17 protein-coding genes and 1 riboswitch are annotated in these 18,673 nt (G+C 73.7%); of the genes, 7 read left to right on the top strand and 10 right to left on the bottom strand.

Translation table 11 applies throughout. The features are described from left to right. Positions 1–118: 118 nt before the first annotated feature. Both dprE1 and dprE2 read left to right on the top strand, forming a co-directional pair. A complete protein-coding gene (gene dprE1 / locus Sdi02f_RS08920; protein ID WP_053639096.1) occupies positions 119–1,492 on the top strand; it encodes a decaprenylphosphoryl-beta-D-ribose oxidase in 1,374 nt (457 codons plus the stop codon). A 34-nt stretch (positions 1,493–1,526) separates the two neighbouring features. Further along, positions 1,527–2,282 (top strand): decaprenylphospho-beta-D-erythro-pentofuranosid-2-ulose 2-reductase, encoded by a 756-nt coding sequence (gene dprE2, locus Sdi02f_RS08915; protein ID WP_030400335.1) that lies wholly within the window; start codon positions 1,527–1,529, stop codon positions 2,280–2,282. A gap of 7 nt (positions 2,283–2,289) precedes the next feature. Here the strand turns inward: dprE2 and Sdi02f_RS08910 are convergent, their stop codons facing one another. Beyond that, on the bottom strand, positions 2,290–2,868 hold the full coding sequence (locus Sdi02f_RS08910; RefSeq protein WP_030400334.1) for a 2'-5' RNA ligase family protein: 579 nt from the start codon (positions 2,866–2,868) through the stop codon (positions 2,290–2,292). Between the two features lie 187 nt (positions 2,869–3,055). Next, positions 3,056–4,123, bottom strand: coding sequence for a tryptophan--tRNA ligase (gene trpS / locus Sdi02f_RS08905; RefSeq protein WP_203714801.1), 1,068 nt, complete (start codon positions 4,121–4,123; stop codon positions 3,056–3,058). Between the two features lie 112 nt (positions 4,124–4,235). Between trpS and Sdi02f_RS08900 the strand changes: the two genes are divergently transcribed. After that, entirely contained in the window at positions 4,236–4,895 is a 660-nt protein-coding gene (locus Sdi02f_RS08900; RefSeq protein WP_108933053.1) for a hypothetical protein, read from the top strand. 18 nt (positions 4,896–4,913) lie between these two features. Here the strand turns inward: Sdi02f_RS08900 and Sdi02f_RS08895 are convergent, their stop codons facing one another. Then, positions 4,914–6,365: a glycine hydroxymethyltransferase gene (locus Sdi02f_RS08895; protein WP_030400331.1), complete on the bottom strand. Its 1,452-nt coding sequence runs from the start codon at positions 6,363–6,365 to the stop codon at positions 4,914–4,916. Between the two features lie 41 nt (positions 6,366–6,406). Continuing rightward, a riboswitch (ZMP/ZTP riboswitch) is annotated at positions 6,407–6,495 on the bottom strand. A 199-nt stretch (positions 6,496–6,694) separates the two neighbouring features. Between Sdi02f_RS08895 and Sdi02f_RS08890 the strand changes: the two genes are divergently transcribed. Next, positions 6,695–8,218: a hypothetical protein gene (locus Sdi02f_RS08890; protein WP_159107640.1), complete on the top strand. Its 1,524-nt coding sequence runs from the start codon at positions 6,695–6,697 to the stop codon at positions 8,216–8,218. Between the two features lie 16 nt (positions 8,219–8,234). Here the strand turns inward: Sdi02f_RS08890 and Sdi02f_RS08885 are convergent, their stop codons facing one another. The 3 genes from Sdi02f_RS08885 to pdxR all read right to left on the bottom strand — a co-directional run bounded on the left by Sdi02f_RS08885 (position 8,235) and on the right by pdxR (position 11,277). Then, positions 8,235–9,419 (bottom strand): glutathionylspermidine synthase family protein, encoded by a 1,185-nt coding sequence (locus tag Sdi02f_RS08885; protein WP_108933051.1) that lies wholly within the window; start codon positions 9,417–9,419, stop codon positions 8,235–8,237. A 12-nt stretch (positions 9,420–9,431) separates the two neighbouring features. Further along, on the bottom strand, positions 9,432–9,803 hold the full coding sequence (locus Sdi02f_RS08880) for a hypothetical protein (protein ID WP_031086922.1): 372 nt from the start codon (positions 9,801–9,803) through the stop codon (positions 9,432–9,434). Between the two features lie 88 nt (positions 9,804–9,891). Then, positions 9,892–11,277: a MocR-like pyridoxine biosynthesis transcription factor PdxR gene (gene pdxR, locus Sdi02f_RS08875; RefSeq protein ID WP_108933050.1), complete on the bottom strand. Its 1,386-nt coding sequence runs from the start codon at positions 11,275–11,277 to the stop codon at positions 9,892–9,894. Between the two features lie 47 nt (positions 11,278–11,324). Between pdxR and Sdi02f_RS08870 the strand changes: the two genes are divergently transcribed. The 3 genes from Sdi02f_RS08870 to Sdi02f_RS08860 are packed head-to-tail and all read left to right on the top strand — an operon-like array spanning position 11,325 to position 13,002. Continuing rightward, positions 11,325–11,834 carry a carboxymuconolactone decarboxylase family protein gene (locus tag Sdi02f_RS08870; protein ID WP_030400326.1) on the top strand — a complete coding sequence of 170 codons (510 nt, stop codon included), beginning with the start codon at positions 11,325–11,327 and terminating at the stop codon, positions 11,832–11,834. Beyond that, complete coding sequence (locus Sdi02f_RS08865) at positions 11,831–12,277, top strand: carboxymuconolactone decarboxylase family protein (RefSeq protein WP_031086925.1); 447 nt, start codon at positions 11,831–11,833, stop codon at positions 12,275–12,277. The genes Sdi02f_RS08870 and Sdi02f_RS08865 overlap by 4 nt, the downstream gene beginning before the upstream one ends. Next, entirely contained in the window at positions 12,274–13,002 is a 729-nt protein-coding gene (locus tag Sdi02f_RS08860) for an isocitrate lyase/PEP mutase family protein (protein WP_055467568.1), read from the top strand. The genes Sdi02f_RS08865 and Sdi02f_RS08860 overlap by 4 nt, the downstream gene beginning before the upstream one ends. Positions 13,003–13,005: 3 nt before the next feature. Here the strand turns inward: Sdi02f_RS08860 and Sdi02f_RS08855 are convergent, their stop codons facing one another. From Sdi02f_RS08855 to Sdi02f_RS08840, 4 genes are read right to left on the bottom strand one after another with little or no spacing between them, the layout of a single operon-like run. Then, entirely contained in the window at positions 13,006–13,962 is a 957-nt protein-coding gene (locus tag Sdi02f_RS08855) for an ABC transporter substrate-binding protein (RefSeq protein ID WP_030400323.1), read from the bottom strand. A gap of 1 nt (position 13,963) precedes the next feature. Then, on the bottom strand, positions 13,964–15,913 hold the full coding sequence (locus Sdi02f_RS08850; RefSeq protein ID WP_031086931.1) for an ABC transporter permease: 1,950 nt from the start codon (positions 15,911–15,913) through the stop codon (positions 13,964–13,966). After that, on the bottom strand, positions 15,913–17,118 hold the full coding sequence (locus Sdi02f_RS08845) for a quaternary amine ABC transporter ATP-binding protein (RefSeq protein WP_108933049.1): 1,206 nt from the start codon (positions 17,116–17,118) through the stop codon (positions 15,913–15,915). The genes Sdi02f_RS08850 and Sdi02f_RS08845 overlap by 1 nt, the downstream gene beginning before the upstream one ends. Further along, on the bottom strand, positions 17,115–18,647 hold the full coding sequence (locus Sdi02f_RS08840) for a GMC family oxidoreductase (RefSeq protein ID WP_031086935.1): 1,533 nt from the start codon (positions 18,645–18,647) through the stop codon (positions 17,115–17,117). The genes Sdi02f_RS08845 and Sdi02f_RS08840 overlap by 4 nt, the downstream gene beginning before the upstream one ends. Between the last annotated feature and the right edge of the window lie 26 nt (positions 18,648–18,673).

The raw sequence follows: 18,673 nt of genomic DNA, 5'->3' as shown, positions 1-18,673 counted from the left end.
GCACGGGAAGCCGGACACGCCGGAGCGACATACCATTAATCACCCGTTTCAGGGATGCTCTGAATGTTTTTGAACTAATCATTCACTCAGTGGCGGACGGGGCGATACGGTCACCGCCATGTCTGCCGACACCCTTCCCGACGCCGACTGGGACACCGTGACCGGCTGGGGCCGTACGGCCCCCACCGGGGCGCTCGTCGTCCGTCCGCGGACGTACGAGGAGGCGGCGGCCGCCGTGCGGGACTGCGGGGTGCGCGGCGGCATCGCGCGGGGGCTGGGGCGGGCGTACGGGGACGCGGCGCAGAACGCCGGCGGCGCCGTCCTCGACATGACGGGCCTGGACCGCGTGCACGCCGTGGACGCCGCCGGCGGCACCGTGCTGTGCGACGCGGGGGTCTCGCTGCACCGGCTGATGGAGGTGCTGCTGCCGCTGGGCTGGTTCGTGCCGGTGACGCCCGGCACCCGGTACGTGACGGTCGGCGGCGCGATCGGCGCCGACATCCACGGCAAGAACCACCACGTGTCGGGGTCCTTCTCGCGGCACGTGGTCTCCCTGGAGCTGCTCACCGCCGACGGCCGGGTCCGCACCGTCGCCCCTGGCACGCCCCTGTTCGACGCGACCGCGGGCGGCATGGGGCTGACCGGGGTGATCCTCACCGCGACGCTGCGGCTCCAGCCGGTCGAGACGGCCCTGATGTCGGTCGACACGGAACGGGCCGCCGACCTGGACGACCTGATGGCCCGGCTGACCGCCACCGACCACCGCTACCGGTACTCGGTCGCCTGGATCGACCTCCTCGCGCGCGGCGGGGCGACGGGCCGCGCGGTGCTCACCCGCGGCGACCACGCGCCGCTGGCCGCGCTGCCCGCCCGCTCGCGCGCCCGGCGCGCGCCGCTGGCCTTCCGCACCTCCCGCCTCCCCGCGACCCCCGACTTCCTGCCGGGCGGGCTGCTCAGCCGGACGACGGTGGGGCTGTTCAACGAGGTCTGGTACCGCAAGGCCCCCCGGGAGAGCCGGGGCAGGCTCCAGCGGATCTCCACCTTCTTCCACCCCCTGGACGGCGTCCCGCACTGGAACCGGGTCTACGGCCGGGGCGGTTTCGTGCAGTACCAGTTCGTCGTCGGGCACGGCCGGGAGGAGGCCCTGCGCTCGATCGTGCGGCGCATCTCCGAGCGCCGCTGCCCGTCCTTCCTGGCCGTCCTCAAGCGCTTCGGCGAGGCCGATCCGGGCTGGCTCTCCTTCCCCGTGCCCGGCTGGACGCTCGCCCTGGACGTCCCGGCGGGCCTGCCCGGCCTCGGCGCCTTCCTGGACGAGCTGGACGAGGAGGTCGCGGGGGCGGGCGGCCGGGTCTACCTCGCCAAGGACTCCCGGCTGCGCCCGGAACTGCTCGCCGCGATGTATCCCCGCCTGGACGACTTCCGCACCCTGCGCGCGGAGCTGGACCCGCGCGGGGTGTTCGTCTCCGACCTGGCACGCCGCCTCGCCCTGTGACGCCCCCCGCCCCACCGACCTGTCTGGAGCAGCCGTGAAGGACGCCTTCGGCCTCCCCCAGTCCCTCCTCGTCCTCGGCGGTACGTCCGAGATCGCGCTCGCCACCGTGCGCCGTCTGGTGGCCCGCCGCACCCGCACGGTGTGGCTGGCCGGCCGCCCCTCCCCCGCCCTGGAGGAGGCCGCCGGGCAGCTGCGCGGCCTGGGCGCCGAGGTGCGCACCGTCGCCTTCGACGCGCTGGACCCCGAGGGCCACGAGGCGGCGCTCGGCAAGGTGTTCGCGGAGGGCGACGTCGACCTGGTGCTGCTCGCCTTCGGCATCCTGGGCGACCAGGCGCACGACGAGCGCGAGCCGCTGAACGCCGTGCGCGTCGCGCAGACCAACTACACCGGCGCGGTCTCGGCCGGGCTGGTCGCCGCCCGCTCGCTGCAGGCGCAGGGGCACGGCTCGCTGGTGGTGCTCTCCTCCGTCGCCGGGGAGCGCGCCCGCCGCGCCAACTTCATCTACGGCTCCAGCAAGGCCGGTCTGGACGCCTTCGCGCAGGGGCTGGGCGACGCGCTGCACGGGACGGGCGTGCACGTCATGGTCGTACGCCCGGGGTTCGTGCGGTCGCGGATGACCGAGGGGATGGAGGAGGCGCCGCTCGCCACGACGCCCGAGGCGGTCGCCGGGGCCATCGAGCTGGGGCTGCGGCGGCGCTCGGAGACGGTGTGGGTGCCGGGGGCGCTGCGGGTGGTGATGGCGGCGGTGCGGCACCTGCCGCGGGCGGTGTTCCGGCGGCTGCCGGTGTGAGGCGCGGCTAGCGGGTGGGCAGGGAGCCGGTCTCCACGCGTGGGGCCTGCGGGGGCACCGTGGCGCTGCCGAAGGGGAACTCGCGCAGCTTGCGCCACACCGCGTCGGCGCCCTGCTCGTACAGCGCGAAGCCGGTGCAGGGCCACTGGGCCTCGTAGTCGGACAGCTCCTCGTAGGCGCGGTCCATCGCCGCCTCGTCGATGCCGTGCGCCACGGTGACGTGCGGGTGGTACGGGAACTGCAGTTCGCGCGGGACGGGGCCGGACGCGTCGCGCACCCGCTTCTGCAGCCAGGAGCAGGCCGCGGCGCCCTCGACCACCTGGACGAAGACGACGGGCGAGAGCGGGCGGAAGGTCCCGGTGCCGGACAGCCGCATCGGGAAGGGCCGGCCGCGCGCCGCCACCTCCGCCAGGTGGGCCTCGACCGCGGGCAGCGCGGCGCCGTCGACCTCGGTCGGCGGCAGCAGGGTGACGTGCGTGGGGATGCCGTGTGCGGCGGCGTCGCCGAAGCCCGCGCGCAGCTTCTGGAGCTTGCTGCCGTGAGGCTCCGGGACCGCGATCGACACGCCGATCGTTACGGTCCCCACTTCGTCTCCTGTCGTTGTGTGTCCTTCGGCCGGACACCCGGATATCGACTGTACGGCCACCGCCGCGCCCCCGGCAGGCGCAACCGGAGTGATGTGCAGCGCTACGGCGGCATGCCGGGGCGCACGGACGGAGCCCGGTCCCGGGGTTCCGGGCAGGTCGTGGGCGTGCGGCGGGCGGTGCGGCGGGTCAGTGCTTGGCGGGCAGGAAGCCCACCGCGTCGTACGCCCGGGCGAGGGTCTCCGCGGCGACGGCCCTGGCCTTCTCCGCGCCCTTGGCGAGGATCGCGTCGAGCGTCTCCGGGTCGTCCAGGTACTGCTGGGTGCGCTCGCGGAAGGGCGTGACGAACTCCACCACGACGTCGGCGAGATCCGTCTTCAGCGCGCCGTAGCCCTTGCCCTCGTACTTCCGCTCCAGCTCGGCGATCTCGGCGCCGGTGAGGGTGGAGTAGATGGTCAGGAGGTTGCTGACGCCGGGCTTGTGCTCGCGGTCGAAGCGGACCACGGTGTCGGTGTCCGTGACCGCGCTCTTCACCTTCTTCGCGGTGGCCTTCGGCTCGTCGAGGAGGTTGATCAGGCCCTTCGGGGTGGCCGCCGACTTGCTCATCTTGGCGGTCGGGTCCTGGAGGTCGTAGATCTTCGCCGTCTCCTTGAGGATGTAGGCGCTCGGGACGGTGAAGGCGTCGCCGTAGGTCTGGTTGAAGCGGTCCGCGAGGTCGCGGGTCAGCTCCAGGTGCTGGCGCTGGTCCTCGCCGACGGGGACCTGGTCGGCCTGGTAGAGCAGGATGTCGGCGACCATCAGCATCGGGTACGTGAACAGGCCGACGGTGGTGCGGTCGTTGCCCTGCTTGGCGGACTTGTCCTTGAACTGCGTCATCCGGGAGGCCTCGCCGAACCCCGTGATGCAGTTCATCAGCCAGCCGAGCTGCGCGTGCTCGGGCACGTGGCTCTGCACGAACAGGGTGCAGCGGTCCGGGTCGAGGCCGGCCGCGAGGAGCTGGGCGGCGGCGACGCGGGTGTTCTCGCGCAGCTCCTTCGGATCCTGCGGGACCGTGATCGCGTGCAGGTCGACGACCATGTAGAACGCGTCGTGGGTGTCCTGCATGTCGACCCACTGGCGGACGGCGCCGAGGTAGTTGCCGAGGTGGAACGAGCCGGAGGTCGGCTGGATACCGGAGAGCACGCGCGGACGACGCTGCACGGCGGAGCCATTCCCCCGAGGGTGGTGGTGGGAGACGGGTGGGCGTTCAGAGGCCATGTTCACCATTCTCTCAGGCTTCGCGGGACGGTCGGGCACGGGTTCGGCACAGGGGGGCTCCATTCCGTTCCCGGGGGTGTAACAAGGGAGGGACGGGCGGGAGGGGGCCGCGGTGGGGCGACGGTGGGTGTGCGCGGCGGTGGCCGCGGCGGCGTGGTGGGCGGGTGTGACGGGGGCGGCCGCGGCCAGCGACGGGGGCCGGGCCGTGGAGGAACCGGATGTGGCGGTGGTCGTGTGGGCGGACTCCGGGCGGACCGCGTCCTGGCACGCGGGCGAGGCCGACTTCGACCGGCTGCGCTGGCTGCTCGACCCGGGCCGCACGGGCACGGAGCGGGTCCCGGAGGACTGGACGCGGGACCGGCGGCCCCCGGTGCGGTTCACGGTGCTGTGGGGGCTGACCGGCGTCGGGGGGTGGCCGCAGACCCTGCGGGCGCCGGGCGGGGACGTGGCGATGCTGCGTCAGGACCAGTTCTTCGTGGCCGGGGACGGCACCCCGTGGGTGCGCACGGACCCGGCGCCGGACCTGACGGACGACGACATCCGCTGGCACCGGGTCCCGCGGGACGCCTACGAGCGGCTGACCGCCGAGGGCTTCCTCACGGCGGACGGGCCGGGCGCCCGGAAGGCCGACGGCGGGCGGTCCGGGGCGTGGTGGGCCGCCGCCGGGCTCGGGGCGGGCGTCGCGGGGACGCTGCTGGTGCGCCGCGCGGCGGACCGGTACCGTGCCGGACCGCCGCGCGGGGAGCCGCGTCAGGAGCTGATCGACCGGTAGCCCGGCCCGCGGGCGGGCTCAGCCGAGGTCGATCTCCGGGTACAGCGGGAAGCCGGCCACCAGGTCGGTCGCGCGCTGCGCGATCTCGTCGGCGACCTTGGCGTCGAGGACGTGGGAGGCCTTGGAGGGGGCGCCGGACTTGGTGGTGCCGGGCTCGGTCGTGGTCAGGACGCGGTCGATCAGGCCCGCGACCTCGTCCATCTCCGCGGTGCCCAGACCGCGCGTGGTCAGTGCCGGGGTGCCGATGCGGATGCCCGAGGTGTACCAGGCGCCGTTCGGGTCGGCCGGGATGGCGTTGCGGTTGGTGACGATGCCGGAGTCGAGCAGCGCGGCCTCGGCCTGGCGCCCGGTCAGGCCGTAGGAGGAGGCCACGTCGATCAGGTTGAGGTGGTTGTCCGTGCCGCCGGTGACCAGGGTGGCGCCGCGCCGGGTCAGGCCCTCGGCGAGGGCGCGGGCGTTGTCGACGATGCGCCGGGCGTAGTCCTGGAAGGCGGGCTGCCGGGCCTCGGCGAGGGCGACGGCCTTGGCGGCCATGACGTGCGGGAGCGGGCCGCCGAGGACCATCGGGCAGCCGCGGTCGACCTGGTCCTTGAGGGAGTCGTCGCACAGGACCATGCCGCCGCGCGGGCCGCGCAGCGACTTGTGGGTGGTCGTCGTCACGATCTGGGCGTGCGGGACCGGGTCGAAGTCGCCGGTGAGCACCTTGCCCGCGACGAGGCCCGCGAAGTGCGCCATGTCGACCATGAGGGTCGCGCCGACCTCGTCGGCGATCTCGCGCATGATCCGGAAGTTCACCAGCCGGGGGTAGGCGGAGTAGCCCGCCACGATGATCAGCGGCTTGAACTCGCGGGCGGAGGCGCGCAGGGCCTCGTAGTCGATGAGGCCCGTGGCCGGGTCGGTGCCGTAGGAGCGCTGGTCGAACATCTTGCCGGAGATGTTCGGCCGGAAGCCGTGGGTGAGGTGGCCGCCGGCGTCCAGGGACATGCCGAGCATCCGCTGGTTGCCGAAGGCCCGGCGCAGCTCGGCCCAGTCGGCGTCGGTGAGGTCGTTGACCTGGCGGGCGCCGGCCTTCTCCAGGAAGGGCACCTCGACGCGGGCGCCGAGGACCGCCCAGAAGGCGACCAGGTTGGCGTCGATGCCGGAGTGCGGCTGGACGTAGGCGTGGCGGGCGCCGAAGAGCGCCTTCGCGTGCTCGGCGGCGAGGGACTCGACGGTGTCGACGTTGCGGCAGCCGGCGTAGAAGCGGCGGCCGATGGTGCCCTCGGCGTACTTGTCGCTGAACCAGTTGCCCATCGCGAGGAGCGTGGCCGGGGAGGCGTAGTTCTCCGAGGCGATCAGCTTGAGCATCTCGCGCTGGTCGGCGACCTCCTGGCCGATGGCGTCGGCGACGCCGGGTTCGACCGCGCGGATGACGTCGAGCGCCGCGCGGAAGGCGGTGGACTCGGTGGACAGGGGCTGCTGGTCGGACATGACGGCCTCCGGATGGCGTGGCTCGCGGCGTACACGGTTCACGGTTCGGCCCAGGCGCACGGCACTGTCTGCTCCGGGACCGCTCCCCGATGGTCCATCCCATCCCAGCGCGCCAGTCACGGCCCGCGGCCAGCCTACCGGGCGCGCCGGCAAGGAGGCGCCGCCGTCCACCGACCGAGAAGGGCGGGGAAGGGGGGAAAAGGCGTGGGGTTCGGGCAACCCCCGTCGGTAGGATGCGCTTTCGATCAACCGTCCGGCGCGCACGCGTACGCGGTGCGCGTGCTTCCGTGCGCCGGGTGGACGGGCTCGACGACGGGGGAATCGGGCACATGCGGGTGAGGGACGACCAGACGGCGGTCGGCGGGGGACGGTCCGGTCTGCGGCGCCGGCGGACGGTGACCGCGCTGGCGGGTCTGGCGCTGACGGCGGGGCTGCTGGCCGGATGCAGCTCGTCCGACGGCGACGACGGAGCCGGCGGGGGTGCCGGGGGCGGCGGGGCCCGCGGGAGGACCGACGCCGGGACGGGCGGCGGGGCGGCCCGGAAGGGCCCCGCCTACGAGGGACCGGCACTGCCGGGGCTCGCCCGGCAGGCCGCCTGGAGTCTGCCGGTCGAGGGTCCCATGAGCGTCCCCGTGGTGCTGGACCTCGGCGACACGCTCCTCTTCGCCAAGGACGCCCGGGGCGCGTACCTGTCCGACGAGACCCCGGACGTCGAGGACGGGCCGGCGCAGTCGCTGTACGGCTCGGACACGCCCGAGGACCTCGTCCTGGAGTTCAGGGACGTCAAGACCGGCACCGTCCGCAAGGAACTGCGGGTGAAGACCGATTCCGTCACGCTCACCACCTGGCACGAGGGCAGGGCCGCCGTCGCGGTGACGACCTCGACGACGACCGCTTCCGACGGGCTGACCAAGGCGAGCACCAGCACGACCGCCACCCTGTACGACAGCGCGGGCCGCCCGCTCGGAAAGGCGGAGCTGCCCGAGCAGCGGACGCAGGAGGAGGACGCCTCGGACTCGGGGCCGGTCACCGGCCGGAGCTTCCTGGCCCAGGGCCATCTGGTCGAGACGAGCGGGGACACCCTCCGGCTCACCCCCGTCGACGGCGGCACGGCCCGTACGGTCCCCTGCGAGGGCTTCGAGAGCGGCTGCGGGTTCGTGCCGAGCACGGCGACGGTCCTCGCCGCCGGCGGCAACCACCTGTTCGCACCCTTGATCACCGACGGCTACTACCCGGGCTTCGACAGCACCGGTCTCTCCCCGCGGGTCGGCCTCTACGACCTGGCAGACGGGAAGAAGGTCTGGGACAGCGCGAAGGTGACACCGCCCAAGGGCGTCTGGGTCCGGGAGGACGACGGGAAGACCGGTGAGCTGTCCGTGCTGCGGGTCTCCGACGGCAAGGTGCTCACCTCGTGGCACCTGAACCCCTGGGCCCGTACCCGGGTCCTCGCCACGTACGACCTGGCGGGCGGTCCCGAGGCCCTCTCCTCCTTCAAGGGCGACGAGGACCCGGTGTTCAGCCCTCGGGGCGACCTGGCGGCCGTCTTCACCGACGACGTGGCCTCGGTCGTCCGGGTCGCCGACGGCAAGGAGCTGTGGGCCCAGGGCGAGGACGAGCACGCCCTGGTGCCCCTGTGGTTCTCGGGTGACGGCACCGTCCTGTATGGGAGGACCCTGGAGGCCGAAACCCTGCTCGCCGTGGATGCCCGCACCAAGAAGGTGCTGGCCAAGGACCTCTCCGACCGTCTCGTGCCCCGTTTCAACGCGTCCACCGGGTACGGCTGGGTCGGCGCGTACAACGCGGGGCCGGGCGGGAAGGTGAACGGCTTCTTCGTCTTCCCGCCCGCGTCCTGACCGCGTCGGAGCGCCGTCAGAGGATCACGTGGGGCACGAAGCGGGCGTACTCGTCCGTCACCGGGCCGCTCGACTCCCTGATGCCCAGGCCCGCCGGCTCGTCCTCCACCACCCAGGCGCCCAGGACGACGTGGTTGCCGTCGAAGACGGGGAGGGGGGCCAGCTCCTGGTAGCAGCAGGCTTCGGGGCGGGGCGCCGGGTCGGTGCCGGGCGGGTGGATCGTGACGCCGGCGCCCTCGCGGCCCAGGAGGGGCTTGGCGACCCAGCCGGTGGTGGCCGCCGTGCCGCGCGGGCCGTCCAGGTAGGCGGGCAGCAGGTTCGGGTGGCCGGGGTACAGCTCCCAGAGGATCGCCAGCAGGGCCTTGTTGCTCAGCAACATCTTCCAGGCGGGCTCGATCCACAGGGTGCTGCCGGTGCCGCCGCCGTTGTCGAGGGTGTCCAGGACGTGGCCGGCGAAGCGGTCGGTGGTGAGCCACTCCCAGGGGTAGAGCTTGAAGAGGCTGCGGATGAAGCGGAGCCGGTTGTCGACGAAGCGGCCCGACAGACGGTCCCAGCCGATCTCCTCCATGGAGATCCAGTCGGTCTCCAGGCCGGCCTGCTCGGCGGTCTCCTTGAGGTAGGCGACCGTCATCAGGTCCTCGCCGAGTTCGTCCTCCGAGGAGTGCGCGAAGTACAGCGGGTTGCCGGGCGGCAGGAGCGCCGCCTGCTTCCTCCAGGCGTCGACGAGCCGTTCGTGGAGGCTGTTCCACTGGTCGGCGCCGGGGAAGCGCTCCTCCATCCAGAACCACTGCGGGGACGCCGCCTCGACGAGTGAGGTCGGGGTGTCCGCGTTGTACTCCAGGAGCTTGGCGGGGCCCGTGCCGTCGTGGCGCAGGTCGAAGCGGCCGTAGACCGAGGGGAGTTCGGCGCGCCGGTGCCAGGCCTCGGTGACGGCGCGGACGACGCGCGGGTCGGTGATGCCGAGGTCGGCGAAGCGGTCCGCGGCGACGATGTGCGCGGCGGCCGCCAGGCACATGTGGTGGAGTTCCCCGACGACCTCCTCCAGGGCCTCGACCTCCGGCAGGGAGAAGACGTAGTAGGCGCTCTCGTCCCAGTAGGGGCGCAGGGAGTCGTCGGGGTAGCGGGTCAGGGGGTAGATCAGCCCCTGTTCCTCCACGGTCCGCTGCCAGTCCGGGCGGGGCCGTATGGTGCGGCGTTCCACGGCCGGCCGCCCTCAGCCGCCGCCGCTGCCGGAGCCCGAGCAGCCGAAGCCGCCCCGGTCGACGGCCTCGGACTTGCTGAAGGTGCCGTAGTCGGCCCAGCCGCCGCTGACGTCGGCGTCGTAGTACCAGTCCGCGTTGCCCCCGGACTTCGACGTGCCCTGCTTGCCGCCCCTGCCGGACGAGCCGCCCGAAGAGCCCGCGGACGAACCGGACTTGCAGTTCTTGTCGGCGACGACCTTGTAGCCCTTGAGGTAGTCGTAGCTGTTGCGGTCCACGCAGCGGCGGTCGGGGTCCGATCCGCACGCGCTGAGGGCCGCCGCCAGTACTCCCATGCCGCCGAGCACCACCGTGCTCGACCGCAGCCGTCGCCGCGTCTCCGCCATGTTCCGTGTCTCCCCCGTGGTGCGCTCTTCCGCTTTCCCGTACGTCGGTTGGGCTGATCGAGTGTACGGCGGGCGTCGCGCACGGACTCTACGGCAGCGTCCGGCACAGGGCCTCCAGGGCCCCCGCCCAGGCGTGGTCCGGCGGGGTGCCGTAGCCGACGACGACGGCGTCCACGGGGTCGGCGGTGGCGTCGGGGTGGCGGAAGACCGACAGGCCGTGCAGGCCCAGGCCCTGCCAGGCCGCCGCGCGGACGACCGACTGCTCGGTGCCCGGCGGCAGGCGCAGCACGGCGTGCAGGCCGGCCGCGATGCCGGTCACCCGCACCTCCGGCGCGTGGGCGGCGACGTGTGCGACCAGGGCGTCGCGGCGGCGCCGGTAGCGCAGGCGGGCGGAGCGGACGTGGCGGTCGTAGGCGCCGGAGGTCAGGAACTCGGCCAGGGTGAGCTGGTCCAGGACCCCGCTGGTGTCCATGCCGCCGCGGGTGGCCGTGAGGTCGTCGGCGAGGCCGGGCGGCAGCACCATCCAGGCCAGCCGCAGACCGGGAGCGAGGGACTTGCTGGCGGTGCCGAGGTGCACCACGCGGTCGGGGTCGAGGCCCTGGAGGGCGCCGACGGGCTGGCGGTCGTAGCGGAACTCGCCGTCGTAGTCGTCCTCCAGGACCAGGCCGCCGGTGCGCCGTGCCCAGTCGACGACCGCCGCCCGCCGGTCGGGGTGCAGGGTCATGCCGAGCGGGAACTGGTGGGCCGGGGTGAGCAGCACGGCGCCGGTGCCCGGGGGGACGTCGGGGTCGGTGCCCTGCGCGTCCAGGGGCAGCGGGACGGTGCGCAGTCCGGCGGCGGCCAGCAGGTCGCGGTGGACGTGCAGCCCGTACGACTCGACGGCGACGGTGTGCACGCCTCGGGCCCGGAGCACGGCGGCCAGCAGGGTCAGGCCGTGGGCGACGCCGCCGCAGACCAGCACCCGCTCGGGGTCGGCGCGGACGCCGCGGGCCCGGGCGAGGTAGTCGGCCAGCGCGCCGCGCAGCTCGGGGCGGCCGCGCGGGTCGCCGTAGCCGAGGGCCTCGTTGGGGGCCGCGGTGAGGGCGCGGCGGGCGGCCCTCAGCCACTCGGCGCGCGGGAAGGAGGCCAGGTCGGGGGAGCCGGGGCGCAGGTCGTGGGCGGGGCGGGCCGGGGCGCGGGGGCGGGGGGCCGTGTCGGCGGGCGGTACGACGGCGCGGTCGGCGACACGGGTGCCGGAGCCCTGGCGGGCGGTGAGCCAGCCCTCGGCGACCAGGTCGGCGTAGGCGTCGGCGACGGTGTTGCGGGCGATGCCGAGGTCGGCGGCGAGGGCGCGGGAGGAGGGCAGACGGGTGCCGGGGATCAGGCGGCCGGTGCGGACGGCCTCGCGCAGGGCGTCGGTCAGGCCGCGGCGCAGGCCCGGACCGGCCGGTTCCAGGTGGAGGTCGATGCCGAGAGTGGCCCAGGGTTTCGCCATGGAAGTGGACCATACCCGTGGGCTGCTTCGTTCCTAGGCTCGACGGCATGACGACGACCACCGAAGACACGACGACCGGCGCGTACGCGCCCGAGCAGCCCGCCCGGCTGAACTGGTCCGAGCACGCGCCCGAGGTCTACAAGGCGATGCTCCGGCTCGACACCGCCGCCAGGCGGGGCCTGGACCCGAAGCTCTACGAGCTGGTGAAGATCCGCGCCTCGCAGCTCAACCACTGCGCATTCTGCCTCGACATGCACACCAAGGACGCGCTCGCGGCCGGCGAGAGCGTGGAGCGGATCGTGCAGCTCGGCGCGTGGGAGGAGTCGCGGCACTTCTACACGGAGAAGGAGCTGGCGGCGATCGAGCTGACCGAGGCGGTCACCGTGCTGACGGACGGTTTCGTGCCGGACGCGGTGTACGGGAGGGCCGCGGCCCTCTTCGAGGAGGCGGAGCTGGCGCAGTTGGTCTCCGCCATCGCGGTGATCAACACCTGGAACCGCTTCGGCGTGACCTTCCGCATGGCGCCGGGCCACTACCACCCGGGGCAGCACGGATGACGGCCCGTACGACCTTTCTGGACGACCGCGTCCGCGCCTCGCTGCAGGCGGTGGGCGCCGCCGCCAAGCGGGGGCTGGGGGACGCGGGCCTGGCGGAGCTGGTGCAGGTCCGTGCCTCGCAGCTCAACCACTGCGCGTTCTGCCTCGACCTGCACCTGGGCATCGCGCGCGAGCAGGGCGTGAGTGAGCGGCAGCTCGACCTGCTGACCGCGTGGGAGGAGGCCGGTGACGTCTTCGACGCGCGCGAACGGGCCGCGCTGGCGCTGACCGAGGCGGTGACGGTGCTGACGGAGGGCTTCGTGCCCGACGCGGTGTACGAGGAGGCCGCCCGGCACTTCGGCGCCGACGGGCTGGCCCACTTGCTGGCGCTGATCGCGACGATCAACGCCTGGAACCGGCTGATGGTCACCCGGCGGATCCCCGCGGGGAGCACCGAGTGGTGAGCGCGGCGGACGGCGCCGCGCGGTTCCGCGCCCTGCACCACGGGCGTACTCCGGAGGACCCCCTGGTCCTGCCCGGGCCCTGGGACGCGGCGAGCGCCCGGGTGTTCGCCGCGGCCGGGTTCCCGGCGCTCGCGACCCCGAGCGCCGGGGTGGCGGCCTCGCTCGGGTACGCCGACGGGGCGACCCCGGCCGACGAGATGTTCGCGGCGGTCGCCCGGATCGCGCGCGCCGTGGACGTGCCCGTGTCGGCGGACGTGGAGGACGGGTACGGGCTGGCGCCCGAGGAGCTGGTGGAGCGGCTGCTCGACGCGGGTGCCGTCGGCTGCAACCTGGAGGACTCCGCCGACGGGGTGCTCAAGGACCCGGCGGAGCACGCCGAGTGGCTGGCCGCGGTGCGGGAGGCGGCCGGTGACCGGCTCTTCCTGAACGCCCGCATCGACACGTTCCTCCGGGGCGTGGACGATCCGGGTGCGGCGGTCGGGCGGGCCGCCGCGTACGTCGCCGCGGGTGCTGACTGCGTGTACCCGATCGCCGCCCCCGTCGCCGTACTGCCGCTGCTGCGGGCCGGGATCCAGGGGCCGGTGAACGTGCTCGCGCGTCCCGGGGAGGGCCCCTCGCCCGCCGAACTCGGCGGGCTCGGGGCCACCCGGATCACGTTCGGGCCGGGGCTCCAGCGGGCCGCCGAGCGGGCGGTGCGGGAGCAGGCGGCAGGCCTGTCGACGTGACGGTCAGGGCAGCCACTTCTTCCAGACGGACCGGTGGCTGTCCACCCACTTCTCTGCCGCTTCCTGGGGCCGCATCTTCTTCTCGGCGATCATCAGGGAGACCTGGTTCTGGTCCTCGGTCGTCCACGTGAAGTTCCTCAGGAACTCCGCCGCCTGCCCGCCGTCCTTCGCGAAGTCGGCGTTGAGGTACTTCTGCAGCGGGGTGACCGGGTAGGCGCAGTCGACCTTCTCCGGGTCGGCGTCGCAGCCCTCCTCGTACGGCGGCAGCTTCACCTCGGTCATCGGGACCTTCTCCATCAGCCACTGGGGGGTGTACCAGTAGCTCAGGAAGGGCTTCTTCTCCTTGGCGAACTGCTGCATCTGCGTGATCTGGGCGGCCTCGGAACCGGCGAAGACGACCTGGTAGTCCAGGTTCAGGTTCTTCACCAGGGCCCGGTCGTTGGTGACGTAGGACGGGGAGCCGTCCAGGAGCTGGCCCTTGCCGCCGCTCTCCGCGGTGCGCAGCAGGTCGGCGTACTTGTCGAGGTTCTTCCAGTCGGTGACGTCCGGGTGCTCCTTCGCGAAGTAGGTCGGGACGAACCAGCCGATGTGCCCGGTGACGCCGAGGTCGCCGCCCGCGGTGATGGTCTTCTTGTCCTCGACGTAGCGCTGTTCCTGCTCGGGGTGGCCCCAGTCCTCCAGGATGGCGTCGACGCGGCCCTGGCTGAGCGCGTCCCAGGCGGGGACCTCGTCGACCTGGACGGTGTCGACGCGATAGCCCAGCTCGTGCTCCAGCAGGTACTGGGCGACGGCCACGTTGGCCTGCGCTCCGACCCAGGACTGCACGGAGAGGGTGACCGTCCTCGCGCCCCGGGCGTTGGCGAAGGGGGACGCCTGCTGCGTCATGTCGGCGGCGCCGCAGCCGGTCAGCAGCGCCAGCGCGGCCGCCCCCGCGAGCACGGATGTCGTACGCGGTCGCATGTCAGGCTCCCTTCCGGGTCGTACGGCGTTCGGTGGGCTGGGTGACGCGGTCGAGCATCAGGCCGAGGCAGACGATCGCGGCGCCCGCGACCAGGCCGGTCGCCAGGTCGCCCTGGGCGAGGCCGAAGACGACCTGGTAGCCGAGGGCGCCGCCGCCGACGAGGCCGCCGATGATGACGACCGCCAGGACCAGGACGACGCCCTGGTTGACGGCGAGCAGCAGCGCCGGGCGGGCCAGCGGGAGCTGGACCTGGCGCAGTTGCTGGCCGCCGGTCGCGCCGAGCGAGCGGGCCGACTCCATCGCGGCCGGGTCGACCTGGCGCAGGCCCTGGGCGGTGATGCGGACGACGGCCGGGAGGGCGTAGACGACGGCGGCGGCCACGGCGGGCGCGCGGCCCACGCCGAACAGGGCGACGACCGGGATCAGGTACACGAACTGGGGCATCGTCTGGAAGACGTCGAGCACGGGGCGCAGCAGCCGCTCGAAGCGGTCGCTGCGGGCGGCGGCGACGCCGGTGGCGAAGCCGACGGCCAGGGTCACGGCGACGGCGGCGAGCACCTGGGAGAGGGTGTCCAGGGACGGCTTCCACACGCCGAGCACGCCGATCGCGGCCATCGCGAGGACGGCGGTGAGCGCGGTGCGCCACGTGCCGATCAGCCAGGCCAGGGCGGCGACGATCAGGAGCACGGACCACCAGGGCAGCCACTGCAGGCCGTCCCGCAGCGGGTTGAGGACCCCGCTGGTGAAGTGCGCGGCCCAGTCGGCGGTGCCGCCGACGACGGGGACGCCGGAGTAGAGGTGGGCGGTCATCCAGTCGACGGCCCGGTTGACGGGCTCGGCGATGTTCAGCCCCCACCCGTCGGGCCAGTCCAGGAAGCCCGCCAGGCGCCCGGCGAGCGCGACGGCCGCGGCGACGACGAGGGCGTACAGCCAGGTCACCGGGGACGTCCCGGCCTCGCCGAGCCGCTCCCCCGCCGCGCTCGTCACCCGGTCCAGGACGACGGCGAGCAGCACGATCGGGATGCCGGCCGCGAGGGCGGCGCCGACGTCGACCGAGGCGAGCGCCTGGTAGACGCGGTCGCCGAGGCCGCCGGCGCCGATGACGGAGGCGATGACGGCCATGGACAGCGCCATCATGATCGTCTGGTTGACGCCGAGGAGGAGTTCCTTGCGGGCCAGCGGGATACGGGCGGTCAGCAGCCGCTGGCGGGCGGTGGTGCCGAGGGACTCGACGGCCTCCAGGACCTCCTTGTCCGCACCGCGCAGGCCGAGCGAGGTGAGCCGGGCCATGGGCGGGGCGGCGTAGACGACGGTGGCCAGGACGGCGGCGGGGACGCCGATGCCGAAGACCAGGACGACGGGGAGGAGGTAGGCGAAGGCGGGCAGCACCTGCATGGTGTCGAGGACCGGGCGCAGGACGCGGTCCATCCGGTCGGACAGGCCCGCGGCGAGGCCCAGCAGGGCGCCGACGGCGACCGACGCGAGGACGGCGACGACCATCAGGGCGAGGGTCTGCATCGTCGGCACCCACATGCCGAGCAGGCCGCAGGCCAGGAACGCGGCGGCGGTGCCGGTCGCGAGCCTCACCCCGGCCACGCGCCAGGCGACCAGGGCGCCGATCGCGGTGACCCCGGCCCAGCCGACGGCGAGGAGGGCGAGGTAGACGGCGCGTACGGCGACGACGACGGCGTTGCTGACGTGGCCGAAGAAGTAGAGGAACAGGGGGTGGCTGTCCCGGTTGTCGATGATCCAGTCGCTGGCCCTGCCGAGGGGTGCGGAGACGTCGACGGTGAGGGCGGTGGGCCAGGCGGTGCCGGGCCACTGCGTGACGGCTACGGGAGTGAGGATCGCGGCGAGTACCGCCAGGGCGAGGAGCTTGCGGGCAGCGGGGCGGGCGAGGATGCCCGGCGGGGCGGTCTTCCGCGCGGCCGGTGCGGTGATCGTTGCCATCACGCCGGCTCCTCGGTGGTGGCCGGGCGGGGGTCGGCCGGCGCGCGGCGCTCGCCGGTTGCCGCCGCGCCCAGCCGTGCCGCCCCAGCGGTACGACGGACCGCGGCGGGGCCGGCCGGCGCGGCGCCGTCGGCGGTGCCCGCCACCACCGACAGCAGGTCGGTCGCGTCGACCACGCCCAGGCAGCGCCCCTCGTCCATGACGCGGGCCGCCGAGCCCGCCCTCGCCACCGCCTCGATGGCCTCGGAGACCGTGGCGCCGGGGCGGATCGCCGGGCCCGTGCCCGCCTCGTCGGCATCGGCGGCGGGGCGCATCGCCGTGCGGACGGTGAGGACCTGCTCGCGGGGGACGTCGCGGACGAACTCGCGGACGTAGTCGTCGGCGGGCGAGCCGACGATCTCCTCCGGGGTGCCGAGCTGGACCACGCGCCCGTCGCGCATCAGGGCGATGCGGTCGCCGAGCCTGAGGGCTTCCTGGAGGTCGTGGGTGATGAAGACCATCGTGCGGCCCTCCTCGCGGTGCAGCCGGACGACCTCCTCCTGCATGTCCCGCCGGATCAGCGGGTCGAGCGCGCTGAACGGCTCGTCGAAGAGCAGCACCTCGGGGTCGACGGCGAGGGCGCGGGCGAGGCCGACGCGCTGGCGCTGGCCGCCGGAGAGCTGGCCGGGGCGGCGCTGCTCCAGGCCCTCCAGGCCGACCTTGGCGACGACGGCGGCGGCGCGCTCGCGGCGTGCGGCGCGGCCCATGCCCTGGACCTCCAGGCCGTAGGCGACGTTGTCCAGGACGGTGCGGTGCGGGAGCAGGCCGAAGTGCTGGAAGACCATCGCGGCCCGGTGGCGGCGCAGGGCGCGCAGCCGGGACCGGTCCATCGCGCGGACGTCCTCGCCGTCGATGGTGATGGACCCGGCCGTCGGCTCGACGAGGCGGGTCAGACAGCGTACGAGGGTGGACTTGCCGGAGCCGGACAGGCCCATGACGACGAAGACCTCGCCCTGGCGCACGTCGAAGGAGACGTCGGCGACGGCGGCGGTGCAGCCGGTGCGGGAGCGCAGCTCGGCCGGGCCGAGCGCGGCGAGTCCGGGGTCGGCGGGGACGCGGGCGGCCTTGGGGCCGAAGACCTTCCACAGGCCGTCGACGGAGAAGACCGGGGGGCGCTCGGCCACCGTGTCGGTGGCGGCGGCGGTGTCCTTGGCGGTCGTGTTCATCGGGCGTCACTTCCGATCAGCTCGACGGCGCGCTCGCCGACCATGAGGACGCCGATCATCGGGTTGACGGCGGGCATGGTCGGGAAGACCGAGGCGTCGGCGACGCGGATGCCCCGCAGGCCGCGGATGCGCAGTTCGGGGTCGACGACGGCCCGTTCGTCGGTGGCGGCGCCCATGCGGCAGGTGCCCGCCGGGTGGTAGACGGTGTGGGCGACCTTGCGGGCGTACTCGCTCAGCTCCTCGTCGCCGGTGACGTCCGGGCCGGGGCAGACCTCGCGCTTGAGCCAGCCCGCCAGCGGCTGGGAGCTCGCGATCTCGCGGGCGATGCGGATGCCGTCGACGAGGGTGCGGCCGTCGTAGTCGTCCTCGTCGGTGAAGTAGCGGAAGTCGAGGGCGGGCTTGACGGACGGGTCGGCGCTGGTGAGGTAGAGGCGGCCGCGGGACTTGGGCTTGGGGATGTTCGGGGTCATGGAGACGCCGAACTCGGGGCGCTCGTAGCCCAGTCGCTCCGGATTGTCCGTGAACGGGATCTGGTAGAAGTGGAACATCAGGTCGGGTCCCGCGTGTCCGGGGTCGCGGCGCACGAACAGGCCGGCGTCGGAGTCCATCGCGGAGTTGTCCGGGATGGGGCCTTCGGTCTCCCACACGATCACCGACTCGGGGTGGTCGAGCAGGTTCTCGCCGACGCCGGGCAGGTCGAGCGCGACGGGTATGCCGAGGGCCTCCAGCTGGTCCTTGGGTCCGATGCCCGAGTGCAGCAGCAGGCGCGGGGAGTCGACGGCGCCGGCGCACAGCACGACCTCGCCCCGGGCCTTGACCAGGATCTCCTCGCCGTCCTGGGTGCGGACGTGGACGCCCTCGGCGCGGGTGCCGTCGAGTTCGAGCCTGTAGGCCCAGGTCTCCAGCATGATCGTGAGGTTGGGGCGCTCGTCCATCACGGGGTGCAGGTAGGCCACGGACGCCGAGGACCGCTGGTTGTTCTCGGGGTGGTAGGCGAGGTCGAAGAAGCCGACGCCCTCGGTGAACGGCTTCTTGTTGAAGCCCTCGACGCGGGGGACCCCCAGCGTCTTCTGCGCGGAGTCGACGAAGTCGCGGGCGATGGCGTTGCGGTCCTTCTCGTCGACCGGGACGATGTTGTTCTTCAGCCGGGCGAAGTACGCCTCCATCTGCACCGCGCCCCAGCCCTTGGCGCCGGCGGCCTCCCACTCGTCCCAGTCGGACGGCAGCGGCTTGAAGGCGATCAGGGTGTTGTGCGAGGAGCAGCCGCCGAGGACGCGGGCGCGGCTGTGCCGGATGTGCGAATTGCCGCGCGGCTGCTCGGTGGTGGGGTAGTCGTAGTCCAGTTCGCCGCCGAGCAGGCCCATCCAGCGGCGCAGCGTCAGCACGTCGTCGCGGCCGACGTCACTGGGGCCGCCCTCGATGACGGCGACGGTGACGTCGGGGTTCTCGGTGAGCCGGGAGGCGATCACGGAGCCTGCCGTGCCGCCGCCGACGACGACGTAGTCGTAGACATGCGTGGTTTCGGACATGGGGGTACTCCAGTGGGGCGAGCGGA

It is taken from the genome of Streptomyces ardesiacus (assembly GCF_003112575.1).
Taxonomy (GTDB): domain Bacteria; phylum Actinomycetota; class Actinomycetes; order Streptomycetales; family Streptomycetaceae; genus Streptomyces; species Streptomyces ardesiacus.
Note: the sequence above shows the minus strand (reverse complement) of the source record. Positions and strands in the feature narration are given on the sequence as shown.

Bases quoted from the DNA above. Each gene is read 5' to 3' on its own strand.
- Sdi02f_RS08870 (WP_030400326.1), top strand. From the start codon at position 11,325: ATGACGACGACCACCGAAGACACGACGACCGGCGCGTACGCGCCCGAG.
- Sdi02f_RS08895 (WP_030400331.1), bottom strand. From the start codon at position 6,365: ATGTCCGACCAGCAGCCCCTGTCCACCGAGTCCACCGCCTTCCGCGCG.
- dprE1 (WP_053639096.1), top strand. From the start codon at position 119: ATGTCTGCCGACACCCTTCCCGACGCCGACTGGGACACCGTGACCGGC.
- trpS (WP_203714801.1), bottom strand. From the start codon at position 4,123: ATGGCCTCTGAACGCCCACCCGTCTCCCACCACCACCCTCGGGGGAAT.
- Sdi02f_RS08855 (WP_030400323.1), bottom strand. From the start codon at position 13,962: ATGCGACCGCGTACGACATCCGTGCTCGCGGGGGCGGCCGCGCTGGCG.
- Sdi02f_RS08865 (WP_031086925.1), top strand. From the start codon at position 11,831: ATGACGGCCCGTACGACCTTTCTGGACGACCGCGTCCGCGCCTCGCTG.
- Sdi02f_RS08890 (WP_159107640.1), top strand. From the start codon at position 6,695: ATGCGGGTGAGGGACGACCAGACGGCGGTCGGCGGGGGACGGTCCGGT.
- Sdi02f_RS08850 (WP_031086931.1), bottom strand. From the start codon at position 15,913: ATGGCAACGATCACCGCACCGGCCGCGCGGAAGACCGCCCCGCCGGGC.
- Sdi02f_RS08840 (WP_031086935.1), bottom strand. From the start codon at position 18,647: ATGTCCGAAACCACGCATGTCTACGACTACGTCGTCGTCGGCGGCGGC.
- Sdi02f_RS08845 (WP_108933049.1), bottom strand. From the start codon at position 17,118: ATGAACACGACCGCCAAGGACACCGCCGCCGCCACCGACACGGTGGCC.
- pdxR (WP_108933050.1), bottom strand. From the start codon at position 11,277: ATGGCGAAACCCTGGGCCACTCTCGGCATCGACCTCCACCTGGAACCG.
- Sdi02f_RS08880 (WP_031086922.1), bottom strand. From the start codon at position 9,803: ATGGCGGAGACGCGGCGACGGCTGCGGTCGAGCACGGTGGTGCTCGGC.